At 31.8% G+C, this 13,726-nt stretch carries 9 protein-coding genes, 2 pseudogenes and 1 other annotated feature; of the genes and pseudogenes, 10 read left to right on the forward strand and 1 reads right to left on the reverse strand.

The annotated features are described in order from the left end of the window. The first annotated feature begins 304 nt into the window (after window positions 1–304). From yihA to DYE57_RS05540, 8 genes and pseudogenes are all read left to right on the forward strand, one after another. Complete coding sequence (yihA, locus tag DYE57_RS05510) at window positions 305–892, forward strand: ribosome biogenesis GTP-binding protein YihA/YsxC (protein ID WP_115313173.1); 588 nt, start codon at window positions 305–307, stop codon at window positions 890–892. Between the two features lie 169 nt (window positions 893–1,061). Further along, window positions 1,062–2,408 carry a glutamyl-tRNA reductase gene (gene hemA / locus DYE57_RS05515; protein ID WP_115313174.1) on the forward strand — a complete coding sequence of 449 codons (1,347 nt, stop codon included), beginning with the start codon at window positions 1,062–1,064 and terminating at the stop codon, window positions 2,406–2,408. Window positions 2,409–2,429: 21 nt separating this feature from the next. After that, window positions 2,430–3,242, forward strand: a complete 813-nt coding sequence (locus DYE57_RS05520) for a cytochrome C assembly family protein (RefSeq protein ID WP_115313175.1) — start codon at window positions 2,430–2,432, stop codon at window positions 3,240–3,242. A 73-nt stretch (window positions 3,243–3,315) separates the two neighbouring features. Continuing rightward, window positions 3,316–4,242, forward strand: coding sequence for a hydroxymethylbilane synthase (gene hemC, locus DYE57_RS05525; protein ID WP_115313176.1), 927 nt, complete (start codon window positions 3,316–3,318; stop codon window positions 4,240–4,242). Window positions 4,243–4,288: 46 nt separating this feature from the next. Beyond that, window positions 4,289–4,900, forward strand: a pseudogene (locus DYE57_RS12285) (uroporphyrinogen-III synthase); the annotation flags it as partial. A gap of 42 nt (window positions 4,901–4,942) precedes the next feature. Continuing rightward, a complete protein-coding gene (gene hemB / locus DYE57_RS12290; protein ID WP_198913060.1) occupies window positions 4,943–5,917 on the forward strand; it encodes a porphobilinogen synthase in 975 nt (324 codons plus the stop codon). Window positions 5,918–5,945: 28 nt separating this feature from the next. Further along, entirely contained in the window at window positions 5,946–7,229 is a 1,284-nt protein-coding gene (gene hemL, locus DYE57_RS05535; protein ID WP_115313178.1) for a glutamate-1-semialdehyde 2,1-aminomutase, read from the forward strand. A 226-nt stretch (window positions 7,230–7,455) separates the two neighbouring features. Beyond that, window positions 7,456–8,513 (forward strand): annotated as a pseudogene (locus DYE57_RS05540) (AbrB family transcriptional regulator). Window positions 8,514–8,619: 106 nt separating this feature from the next. Here DYE57_RS05540 and DYE57_RS05545 read toward each other — a convergent pair. Next, window positions 8,620–9,180, reverse strand: coding sequence for a DNA-3-methyladenine glycosylase I (locus tag DYE57_RS05545; protein WP_115313179.1), 561 nt, complete (start codon window positions 9,178–9,180; stop codon window positions 8,620–8,622). 57 nt (window positions 9,181–9,237) lie between these two features. Beyond that, window positions 9,238–9,471, forward strand: a binding site (T-box leader). A gap of 42 nt (window positions 9,472–9,513) precedes the next feature. On the opposite strand from DYE57_RS05545, the gene DYE57_RS05550 reads away from it, so the two are divergent. Next, window positions 9,514–12,144: a valine--tRNA ligase gene (locus DYE57_RS05550; RefSeq protein ID WP_115313180.1), complete on the forward strand. Its 2,631-nt coding sequence runs from the start codon at window positions 9,514–9,516 to the stop codon at window positions 12,142–12,144. Between the two features lie 10 nt (window positions 12,145–12,154). Next, window positions 12,155–13,420: a bifunctional folylpolyglutamate synthase/dihydrofolate synthase gene (locus DYE57_RS05555; RefSeq protein WP_115313181.1), complete on the forward strand. Its 1,266-nt coding sequence runs from the start codon at window positions 12,155–12,157 to the stop codon at window positions 13,418–13,420. The last annotated feature ends 306 nt before the right edge of the window (window positions 13,421–13,726 follow it).

Raw genomic sequence — 13,726 nt, forward strand, 5'->3', positions numbered from 1 at the left:
TCCGCAAAGTTTATAGATTTGTGGACAGTTTTTTGCTCTTGTTTTTTCGAAGTTTAATCTTGTTTTAAATTCTCTGCTTACCGTTCCTATTTTCTTATAAACAGGGGACAAAGATTGTCCAATTTAATTCCACTATTTCATAATGACGTCACTTACAAAGTACTCATGTTAATTTCTTAATTCAATCATTTAATGATAGCAAAATTTATACTTAGACAATGACCATTTAGGGTGTCATATCGACATACAATCGTTTATAATGTTAAAGTTAATCTAAACAATATAGGAAGAGAAAGGATCTAAAATGAATATTAATCCTAATCATATTGATTTAATTATAAGTGCTGTACAAGAATCACAATATCCTGAAACAGAATTATCAGAAGTTGCATTAAGCGGACGTTCTAATGTAGGTAAGTCAACATTCATTAATAGTATGATTGGTCGTAAAAATATGGCACGTACATCACAACAACCAGGTAAGACGCAAACTTTAAATTTCTATAATATTGATAATCAACTTATATTTGTTGATGTTCCTGGATACGGATACGCTAAAGTAAGTAAAGTTCAAAGAGAAAAATTTGGAAAAATGATAGAAGAATATTTAACTCAACGTGAAAGTCTACAGCTTGTCATACAACTTGTTGATTTAAGACATGACCCTACAGAAGATGACGTGTTAATGTATAATTATCTTAAACATTTTAATATTCCTACAGTGGTTGTGTGTACAAAAGAGGATAAAATTGAAAAAGGGAAAGTAAAAAAGCATATTAAAAATATAAAGGAGAAGTTAAAACTTGAGCCGGTAGATAGTATTATAAGTTACTCCTCTATCAACAATAATAAACAACAACAAATATGGTATTTAATTGCATCTTATTTATAATTATTCAAAGAAGAAGTTACGTTACGCATGTATTAAAGCTAATTGTTGTTTTTTTGACGAAAATTTGAAAGTAGATTATAATCTTTCTAATTTATTTGAGCAATCCACTTAAACGTGTTCACAAATGTGTTATACTTGTCTTATTGTTAGTATATGGAGGGCGTTATAAATGCATTTTATTGCAATTAGCATAAATCATCGTACTGCTGATGTAGCACTAAGAGAGCAAGTTGCTTTTAGAGATGATGCCTTACGATTAGCCCATGAAGATTTATATGAAACGAAAGCGATATTAGAAAATGTCATATTATCTACATGCAGTCGTACGGAAGTATACGCCGTTGTTGATCAAATTCACACTGGACGCTATTATATTCAAAGATTTTTAGCACGCTCGTTTGGATTTGAAGTAGATGATATTAAAGAAATGTCAGAAGTTAAAGTGGGGGACGACGCAGTAGAACATCTATTACGTGTCACTTCTGGTCTAGATTCAATCGTACTAGGTGAAACACAAATATTAGGTCAAATGCGTGAAGTGTTTTTCTTAGCGCAAGATACTGGTACGACTGGAACAATCTTTAATCATTTATTTAAACAGGCAATTACTTTTGCTAAGAGAGCACATAGTGAAACTGATATTGCAGATAATGCAGTAAGTGTTTCTTATGCAGCTGTTGAATTAGCTAAAAAGGTATTTGGTAAACTCAAAAATAAACATGCTATCATTATAGGTGCAGGGGAAATGAGTGAACTATCACTCTTAAATCTTTTAGGTTCTGGTATTTCAAATATAACGATTGTTAATCGCACATCATCTAAAGCTAAAGTTTTAGCTGAAAAGCACAGTGTATCATATGATTCTTTGACTGCATTACCAACCTTATTAGAACAAACTGATATTGTTATAAGTTCTACTAGTTCAGAAGATTATATTATTACTAATAGAATGATTGATGATATTGCAGAAAATAGAAAAATTGATTCATTAGTGATGATAGATATAGCAGTTCCACGTGATATAGAACCAGGTATTAATGCAATCACTAATATTTTTAATTATGATGTTGATGATTTAAAAGGATTAGTAGATGCTAATCTAAGAGAGCGCCAACATGCAGCTGAATTAATAGCTGAACAAATTCCATCTGAAATTGATTCACACAATGAATGGGTAAATATGTTAGGTGTTGTACCTGTTATTCGTGCTTTACGTGAAAAAGCAATGAATATACAAGCTGAAACGATGGAGAGTATTGATCGAAAATTACCAAATCTTTCTGAAAGAGAAAGAAAAGTAATTTCAAAACATACAAAAAGTATTATCAATCAAATGTTGAAAGATCCTATCAAACAGGCTAAAGAATTAAGTAGTGATAAGAAAAGTTCTGAAAAACTAGAGCTATTTCAAAACATTTTTGACATTGAAGCGGAAGATCCTCGTCAAAAAGCTAAATTAGAGAAAGAAAGTAAAGCAAAGGAAATTTCAGCGCGTCGAATTTTTAGTTTTGAATAAGCATATTTTTATGGTGATAATATGCAAGAAACCCTGTTTATTCGATTTAATGAAGTTATATTAATTATTTATTTGTTGAGTATCGTATGTTATTTAGTGGATTTTATTAATAAAACCCATAAAATTAGGACCTTAGGTGTTTATTCATTAGGGATTGTTTGGATATTACAAACAATCTCTTTATCTATCTTTATTATACAAACGAAACATTTACCATTAGGTTCTATATTTGATGTTTTTTTCGCTTTAACGTGGATTATTATTTCACTGTCCTTAGTTTTAAATCTAATTAAAGTGTTAAATTTTTCAGTATTTTTCCTTAATTTAATTGGATTTATACTTATGGCAATGAACACTTTTCAACCTAAGCATTACCAGACTCAAGTACAACAAGTTGCTGTGATTAATGAATTACTACTCGTTCACATAGGTTTGGCAGTGTTAAGCTATGCATTTTTTGCAGTGGCTTTTGTGAATTCATTACTTTACATTATTCAGTATAGAAATTTAAAAGAGAAAAACTTTGATCAAAATTATTTTAGAATAGGCAGTGTAGCAACACTTGAGTCAATTATATTTTATTCTACTTTGATAGCATGGATTGTATTAATTGTAAGTATTATTTTAGGCGCTCAATGGGGGATATTTTCAGTTGGGCATCGTATATTCATCGATCCAAAAGTAATGCTTTCATCAGTGATAACGCTTCTATATGGTATTTATATTTTACTACGAATTAAGAAATGGATATCACAGAGGAATCTTATATACTTCAATATCATATTATTTTGTTTATCCATGATTAACTTATTTTTTACGACACACTTTAGTTAAGTTATAACTAAACATTTTTAAAACAATGGATCATTTTTATAACGATTTTTAGTATCTGGGAGGCACTCAACCTATGCGTAAATTAGTTGTTGGATCACGAAGAAGTAAATTGGCTTTAACTCAAAGTCAACAATTTATCGATAAATTAAAAGAAGTCGATCCTACATTGGAAATAGAAATTAAAGAGATTGTTACGAAGGGTGACAAAATCGTCGATAAACAGCTATCCAAAGTTGGGGGTAAAGGTCTTTTTGTCAAAGAAATTCAACACGAATTGTTCAATAAAAATATAGACATGGCAATTCACTCTTTAAAAGATGTTCCAAGCATTATTCCTAATGGCCTTACATTAGGGTGTATACCTGATAGAGAAGTACCTTTTGATGCTTATATTTCAAAAAATCTTACTCCATTAAGTGAATTGACTGAAGGGAGTATTGTTGGAACAAGTTCCTTACGTCGTGGAGCTCAAATCTTATCTAAATATCCTCATTTACAAATTAAGTGGATTCGAGGAAATATTGATACCCGTCTAAAAAAGCTTGAAACAGAAGATTATGATGCGATTATTTTAGCAGCTGCTGGTTTAAGAAGAATGGGTTGGTCAGATAATATAGTTACTACTTATTTAGATAAAGATATTTTATTACCTGCAATTGGACAAGGAGCACTTGGTATAGAATGTAGAAGTGATGATGAAGAGCTTCTTGAATTACTTTCTAAAGTGCATAACGAAAATGTTGCACAATGTGTGACTGCAGAACGTACATTCCTATCTGAAATGGATGGAAGTTGCCAAGTTCCAATTGGTGGATATGCAACCATGAATAGTGATAAACAAATCGAATTTACTGGTCTTATTATGACACCCGATGGTAAAGAACGGTATGAACACACTATTCAAGGTACTAATCCTGTAAAATTAGGAAAAGAGGTAAGTCGTGTATTAAAAGACCAAGGTGCTTATGAAATAATTAGAAAGTTAAATGAAGAAAATTAACAACTCTTTTTTAGAGGTGACTCATTTTATGAAACCAGTGATAGTTATGACTCAAACAAATCAAATTCAAAGCGATTTAGTTGAAATTATTCATAAACCATTAATTCAGCTACAAAAGCTTCACTTTAATGAGAATTTGCTAGAGCGTAACTATGACTGGCTTATTTTTTCGTCCAAAAACGCAGTAAAATACTTTTATCACTTTTTAAATAGCGTTAAAGTTAAAAAGGTAGCTGTCATTGGAAAAAAAACAGCACAGTATTGTCGTGAATTAGGAATCAATGTTGATTTTATTCCAAATGATTTTTCACAAGAAGGTTTTTTAAAGGAATTTAGAGTACAAAGTGAATCTATATTATTGCCTTCAAGTCAAAAAGCACGACCTAAGTTAGCTCAGCAATTAAAATTGTTTAATGATGTTGTTAAAATAGATTTATATCGACCTGTGCCACATGAAGAGAATATTCGTCAGGTAAAATGTTTAGCTTGTCATAAGAAGATTGATGCGATAACCTTTTCAAGTTCTTCAGCTGTTGAGTTTTTCTTTAATGAAGGTACGCATATAAATTTTGAACATTATTTTGCAATAGGAAAACAAACAGCAAATACAATTAAGTACTATCATCAGTCAGTAGAAGTTGCAGAAAAGCAAACGTTAGAATTGTTGATTGATAAAATTATAGAAAGTAGGGACAAAAAAATGAAATTTGATAGACATAGAAGATTGCGTTCTTCAAAAACAATGCGAGACATAGTGAGAGAAACTCACGTTAGAAAGGAAGATTTAATATATCCTATATTTGTAGTCGAAGAAGATAGTGTAAAAAGCGAGATTAAATCTTTACCAGGTGTATATCAAATTAGTTTAAACTTATTACATGAAGAAATTAAAGAAGCGTACGATTTGGGTATTAGAGCGATTATGTTCTTTGGCGTGCCAAATGAAAAAGATGATGTCGGTTCAGGTGCATACGACCATAATGGTGTTGTACAAGAGGCAACTCGAATTGCGAAAAAATTATACAGTGATTTACTTATAGTTGCAGATACATGTTTATGTGAATACACTGATCACGGACATTGTGGTGTCATTGACGATCATACACATGATGTAGATAATGATAAATCACTGCCATTATTGGTAAATACAGCTATTTCTCAAGTTGAAGCAGGTGCAGATATTATTGCACCTAGTAATATGATGGATGGGTTTGTTGCTGAAATTAGGGAAGGATTAGACAAAGCTGGATATCAAAATATTCCTATTATGAGTTATGGCATAAAATATGCTTCTAGCTTTTTCGGTCCGTTCCGTGATGCTGCAGACTCAGCACCTTCATTTGGAGATAGAAAGACTTATCAAATGGATCCAGCTAACCGCTTAGAGGCACTCAGAGAATTAGAAAGTGACCTCAAAGAAGGTTGCGATATGATGATTGTTAAACCTGCATTAAGCTATTTAGATATTGTTAGAGATGTTAAAAATAATACGAACGTACCTGTTGTTGCGTATAATGTCAGTGGCGAATACAGTATGACTAAAGCAGCAGCTCAAAACGGTTGGATTGATGAAGAAAAAATTGTAATGGAACAAATGATTTCAATTAAACGTGCCGGTGCAGATTTAATTATTACTTATTTTGCGAAAGATATTTGTCGTTATCTAGACAAATAATTGGATAAATACTAAGGAGGGCCTGAATATGGGTTATGAAAAATCAATTAAAGCTATGAATATAGCTGAAAATTTGATGCCAGGTGGTGTTAACAGTCCAGTAAGAGCATTTAAATCAGTAAATACACCTGCGATTTTTATGGATCATGCTGAAGGGTCTAAAATTTATGATATTGATGGCAATGAATACATCGATTATGTCTTGAGTTGGGGACCGTTAATTTTAGGTCATAAAAATAAACAAGTCATTGAAAAATTACATGAAGTTGTTGATAAGGGTACTAGTTTTGGTGCCTCTACACTACAAGAAAATAAATTAGCAGAATTAGTTATTGAACGTGTTCCGTCTATTGAAAAAGTAAGAATGGTTTCTTCTGGAACAGAAGCTACTTTAGACACACTCCGTTTAGCTAGAGGATATAATGGACGAAATAAAATTATTAAATTTGAAGGATGTTATCACGGTCATAGTGACTCACTTTTAATTAAAGCGGGTTCTGGAGTAGCTACGTTAGGTTTACCAGACTCACCTGGCGTACCTGAAGGTATTGCTAAAAATACTATTACAGTACCATACAATGATTTAAAATCACTTCGTCTAGCTTTTGAAAAGTATGGTGATGACATTGCAGGTGTTATTGTAGAGCCAGTTGCAGGTAATATGGGTGTCGTTCCTCCTGTAGAAGGATTTTTACAAGGATTACGTGATATTACGACTGAATATGGTGCTTTACTCATTTTTGATGAAGTTATGACAGGTTTCCGAATAGGTTATCATTGTGCTCAAGGATATTTCGGTGTAACACCTGATTTAACTTGTTTAGGAAAAGTGATTGGTGGCGGATTGCCTGTAGGTGCCTTTGGCGGTAAAAAGGAAATTATGGATCAAATTGCACCAGTCGGAACGATTTATCAAGCGGGAACGTTATCAGGAAATCCATTAGCAATGACAAGCGGATATGAAACGTTAAGTCAGTTAACACCTGAATCTTACGACTACTTTAATGCTTTAGGTGATATTCTTGAAAAAGGATTAAAAGAAGTGTTTGCAAAACATAACGTGCCAATTACAGTTAATCGTGCTGGTTCGATGATTGGTTATTTCTTGAATGAAGGGCCAGTGACTAACTTTGAGGAAGCAAATAAAAGTGATTTAGAACTATTTAGTAACATGTATAGAGAAATGGCTAAAGAAGGAGTATTCTTGCCTCCTTCACAATTCGAAGGTACTTTCTTGTCTATGGCACATACTAAAAAAGATATAGAAAAAACTGTTCAGGCATTTGATAATGTGCTTAGTCGAATAGTATGATAGTTTTAAATTAATTAGCTATATTGTAGTTAAGGCTGGGATAAAACTTGAAAATATCTCAGCCTTTAGTTACATTTCTACAAGTACTACATTATAGTTATATGAAAAAGTTACTAGCCTAAAGCTAATTATAACCACGTATAAATAGAAAGCTAATAATTTTTAACACAAAAAATATTCCTTGCATTATTATATGACTCATATATATGAAAGTAGCGTGTTCAAAATGAATCACTTACAGAGAAATAATCTTATTATATTAATCACTGCTATCATCATTAGTTTTATTCTAAAAGTTTCACACATTCTGCTACCATTTATGTTTGGACCTATTATTGCGACGATTCTATGCGTGCGTGTGTTCAAATTGACAATCAAATGGCTGTTTTGGCTCAGTCAAATGGGTTTGATTTTTTTAGGTATAGAGATAGGTTCTACTTTTACTAAAAGCGTTATCGGTGATATTAGTAATAATTGGTTAACTATCATTATCGTTACAGTTTTATTAATTGTTATATCACTACTTATTGCTTTCTTTTTTAAGAAAATTGCAAAGGTTAATATTGAGACTGCTATATTAAGTGTCATTCCAGGTGCCCTAAGTCAAATGCTTATTATTGCTGAAGAAAATAAAAATGCTAATATTTTAGTTGTAAGATTAACTCAAACCTCTCGTATATATTTGTTGTAATTTTAGTGCCACTCATATCATATTTTTTCAAGATTCATCTAGTTCAAAAGAAGTGGGTATCAATAGCACGATTCCTTTATCACGTGCCTTAGAGATTTGGCAAATTGTGTTGTTGTTACTCATCATTACTATTGTTTATTTCATAATGTCAAAAGTTAATTTTCCTATTAAACAATTGCTTGCTTCTATTGCGGTACTTATAGTGTGGAATTTAACTACCAATTTAACTTTTACTTTAGATTATTGGTTATTAGCTATAGCACAATTAATATATGATTCGAATAGGATTGCAAATAGCACACTTATTAAATGATTTAAAAGGAAGAATTGCTGTTGCTATAGCATTTCAAAATATGATGCTAATTCTTACAACGTTTATAATGGTTTTAATCATTCATTTATTGACTAATCATTCAATAAATGAGTTGTTTTTAGGAGCAGCACCTGGAGGTATGAGTCAGATTGTTTTAGTTGCTATTGCTATCGGTGCAGATGTAGCGATGATATCTAGTTATTATATCTTTAGAATTTTCTTCATATTGTTTATCATAGCGCCTCTTATTAGTTATTTCTTAAAATTCAAAGTAAAATAATACAGTCACCCAAAGTGCTTCTAATAGTTGAATGTTAGCGCAACATTCTAATGGTCTCATTTCAAAATCATTGGGTGGTATTATACTTATAATTTAACACTCTGAATTATGAGTGTTTAGGTTTAGCAGAACAACCTTCTAAGTGAGCGTCGTATAATCCTGCAGCCTCTAAGAAAGTGAAAACAGTGACAGGTCCTAAAAATTTAAAACCGTATTTTTTTAAATCTTTAGAGAGTTGCGTCGCACGTGCATCAACATTTTTACGATCTCTTGGTTTTTTATATCCCATATCAATAGGCTTATAATCTACATATGACCATAAGAAATCACTAAAGCTATCATAACCCTCTTCAATTTTTAGATAACCTTGAGCTTGGCTTACAATAGCTTCTAGTTTTTTACGATTATGGACGATATTAGGAAATTTCATTAATCGATCGATGTCTTTTTTAGTCATTTGAGAAACTTGCTTTGGATCAAAATAATAAAAGGCTTCTTCATAAGATGCTTTCTTTTTCAAAATTGTCAGCCAAGATAAACCTGCATGTTGAGATTCCAAAGCCATAAGTTTAAACAAATCTTTGCTGTCGTATAAAGGTTGCCCCCAAAAATAATCATGATACTCTAAATAAACTGGGTCATCAGTGTTAAAAGCACACTCTTTCATAATTTTACCTCCTATACATTGACTTATTCATTCATCCATTATACTATAAGTGAGTAAATGAATATATTATGAGGGAAGAGTAGGTTCTTATCATTTTAAAGAGAGCATATGGTAGGTGTAAATATGTAAATGATTTTAACTGAAGGTAGCCCTGTATTGAACTTTTACTGAACAACACTGAGTAAGTAAAAGCGTGTTTGAGCGTTAATCATAATACTTAAGTGCTTGAAGAACTAAGCTTAAATAGTTCTTCTTGAATATAGGTGGTACCACGGAACATCCGTCCTATTTTTATAGGTCGGATGTTTTTATTTATATTAGGAGGTATTTTTAATGGAGATGAAACCAAAATACGATCCAAGAGAAGTTGAAAAGGGTCGTTATGACGAATGGGTTAAGAATGGTTACTTTAAACCATCAGAAGATAAATCTAAAGAGGCTTATACAATCGTAATTCCACCCCCAAATGTTACTGGAAAATTACATTTAGGACATGCTTGGGATACAACATTACAAGATATTATTACGCGTATGAAACGTATGCAAGGTTATGATACTTTATATCTTCCTGGCATGGATCATGCAGGTATAGCAACTCAAGCAAAAGTTGAGGCAAAACTGAATGAACAAGGTATATCTAGACATGATTTAGGTAGAGAGAAGTTTTTAGAACAAGCTTGGGATTGGAAGGAAGAGTATGCTTCATTCATTAGACAACAATGGGCTAAATTGGGTCTGGGTTTGGACTATAGTAGAGAACGTTTCACTCTTGATAAAGGTTTAAGTAAAGCTGTAAGAAAAGTGTTTATAGATTTATACAACAAAGGTATTGTCTACAGAGGTGAGAGAATCATCAATTGGGATCCAAAAGCTAGAACAGCTTTATCAGATATTGAAGTGATTCATGAAGATGTTCAAGGTGCTTTCTATCATTTTAAATATCCATACGTTGATGGAGAAGGTTATATTGAAATAGCTACTACTCGTCCAGAAACAATGCTTGGAGATACTGCAATTGTTGTTAATCCAAATGATGAACGTTACAAAGGTGTAATAGGTAAAAAGGTAGTTTTACCAATAGTTGGTAGGGAGTTGCCAATCTTAGCTGATGAGTATGTTGATATAGAATTTGGTTCAGGTGCTATGAAAGTTACTCCAGCACACGACCCAAATGATTTTGAAATTGGTCAAAGACATCAATTGGAAAATATTATTGTCATGGATAAATATGGCAAGATGAATGAGCAAGCAGATAAATACGAAGGAATGGATCGTTTTGAATGTCGTAAACAGCTTGTTGAAGATTTGAAAGAACAAGATTTAGTTATTAAAATAGAAGAGCATATGCATTCTGTCGGTCACTCTGAGAGATCTGGTGCTATAGTAGAACCGTATTTATCTACGCAATGGTTTGTAAAAATGAAGCCTTTAGCACAAAGAGCACTAGATAACCAAAAAACTAAAGATAGAATTGACTTTTTCCCTGGTCGATTTGAAAATACATTTAATAGATGGATGAAGGAAATCAGAGATTGGACAATTTCTCGCCAACTTTGGTGGGGACATCAAATTCCAGCGTGGTATCACAAAGAGACTGGTGAAATTTATGTAGGTGAAGATGCACCAAGTGACATTGAAAATTGGGTTCAAGATGAAGATGTACTTGATACATGGTTTTCTAGTGCATTATGGCCGTTCTCAACACTGGGTTGGCCAGATATTGATGTAGAGGACTTTAAGCGCTATTACCCAACTAATGCTTTGGTCACTGGATATGATATTATTTTCTTTTGGGTAGCTAGAATGATTTTCCAAGGATTAGAATTTACGAATACACGTCCATTTAATGATGTATTACTTCACGGATTAGTTAGAGCCGAAGATGGTCGTAAAATGAGTAAATCATTAGGTAATGGTGTGGATCCTATGGATGTCATTAATGAATACGGTGCTGATAGTTTAAGATATTTCCTTGCCACTGGATCATCTCCTGGACATGATTTACGTTTTTCAACAGAAAAAGTGGAATCAGTTTGGAATTTTATTAATAAAATTTGGAATGCTGCACGTTTTAGTTTAATGAATATTGGTGCTGATTTTACAGTAGATGATATTGACTTAACTGGAGATTTATCATTAGCAGATAAATGGATATTAACACGTTTAAATGAAACAATAAGTACGGTAACTGAATTAAGTGATAAATATGAATTTGGTGAAGTAGGTCGAGCTTTATATAACTTTATCTGGGATGAGTTTTGTGATTGGTACATCGAAATGAGTAAAATACCAATGAACGGTGAGGACGAATCGCAAAAGCAAACTACTCGTTCTGTTTTAAGTTATGTGTTGGATAAAATAATGAAGATGTTGCATCCATTTATGCCTTTTGTTACAGAAAGTATTTGGCGAAGTTTACCTCATAAAGGGGAGACAATAGTTAATGCAGAATGGCCAACTGTAAAAGAAACATTAATGTTTGAAGAAAGTAAGCAAACAATGCAACAATTAGTTGAAATCATTAAATCTGTTCGTCAATCAAGAGTGGAAGTGAATACACCACTTTCTAAATCAATTCCTATCTTAATTCAAACTAAAGATGAAACGGCGACTCAAACACTTAAAGATAATACAAGTTATCTTAACAAGTTCTGTAATCCAAGTGATTTAACAATTGATACAGAGATTTCTATACCTGAAAAAGCGATGACTTCAGTTGTTGTAGCAGGTAAAGTTGTTTTACCTCTTGAAGGCCTCATTAATATGGACAAGGAAATTGCTCGCCTAGAAAAAGAATTAGACAAGCTTCAAAGTGAGTTAGATAGAGTAGATAAAAAATTATCAAATGAAAACTTTGTTAATAAAGCTCCAGAGAGAATTATTAATGAAGAAAAAGAAAAGCAACGACATTATCAAGAAAAATATAATGGAGTTAAATCAAGAATCGAACAATTAAAAGCATAGGAGTATGATCATGAATTACCTAGACAGCTTGTATTGGATACACGAAAGATCAAAATTTGGTATTAAACCTGGTGTCAAACGTATGGAATGGATGTTAGAACAATTTAATAATCCTCAAGATAAGATAAGAGGTATTCACATAGGTGGCACAAATGGTAAAGGGTCTACGGTTGCATATCTCAGAACAGCTTTAGTTGAAAATGGCTATGATATTGGTACATTTACTTCACCATTTATAGAAATCTTTAATGAACGTATTAGTTTAAACGGTATTCCAATTACGAATGATGAGATTGTTCAACTTGTTGAGCGTGTTAAGCCAATTTGTGAAGCTTTAGAAAGTGATACTGAACTTGGGGCTGCTACTGAATTTGAAATTATTACAACGATGATGTTTCTCTATTTTGGTGAAATTAGACCTGTCGATTTTGTCATTATTGAAGCGGGCTTAGGAATTAAAAATGACTCAACAAATGTATTTGAACCTGTTTTGTCGATTTTAACTAGTATTGGTCTTGATCACACAGATATTCTAGGAACAACCTACTTAGATATAGCTAAAGATAAATCAGCGATTATTAAGCCCAATACACCAGTGATTTATTCAGTTAAAAATGATGATGCTCTTAAATATGTAAGAGATTATGCATTAGAGCAAAATGCTAAGCCGATTGAATTAGATAGAGAAATTATTATCATCTCTCAAGATGATGAGTTTACGTACCGATATAAAGATTATGAACTTGAAACTATCGTATTGAATATGCTAGGTGAACATCAAAAAGAAAATGCTTCTTTAGCTATTACTGCTTTATTAGAATTAAATGAAGCTGATATCATCGATCTTGATTTTAATAAAATGATTGATGGTATAGAATCAGTTAATTGGACAGGTCGTATTGAACAAGTAAGGGAACAGCCTTTAATGGTTATTGATGGTGCACATAATAACGAGAGTGTTGAAGCGCTCATAGACACTATTAAACATTATTACGGTAGAGAAAAAATAGATATTTTATTTTCTGCTATTAAAGGTAAACCAATTAGTAGTATGATTAATAAATTAAATGAGATTGCGTCACAATTTTATTTAGCTGACTTTGATTTTCCTAAAGCTTTAGCCAAAGAAGAAATTGCTGAAGAAATTAAATTAGATAATATCAAATTTATAGATGATTATGTTCATTTTATTGAAAATTACAAAGGTGATGGACTCATTATTACTGGTAGTTTGTATTTTATAAGTGAAGTAAAAGCTAAAACTAAATTTAATTAATATACAAAAAGAGTAAAACCGTAGTTAGTTTAAACAGGTTTTACTCTTTTTCTTATTATTTTCTTATTTCTCCTCACTATGACACTTTATGATATTCAATCTATGACAATAGATTTGAAGTTACTTGCAGTTTTTTAGTTGTCTCACTTATTTGTACTAAAATCTTTTTCACTAGCTTTGTAGTGATATTTTTTGTTTCTCATATAATATTTTTATATACATTCAAATTAATTGGTTATGGAGACATTTTACTATTTAATATTTTATTTCTCTTTTTACCACTAAACTTTATTTTTGTTATCATTA

The sequence above is a fragment of the Staphylococcus saccharolyticus genome (genome assembly GCF_900458815.1).
GTDB lineage: Bacteria > Bacillota > Bacilli > Staphylococcales > Staphylococcaceae > Staphylococcus > Staphylococcus saccharolyticus.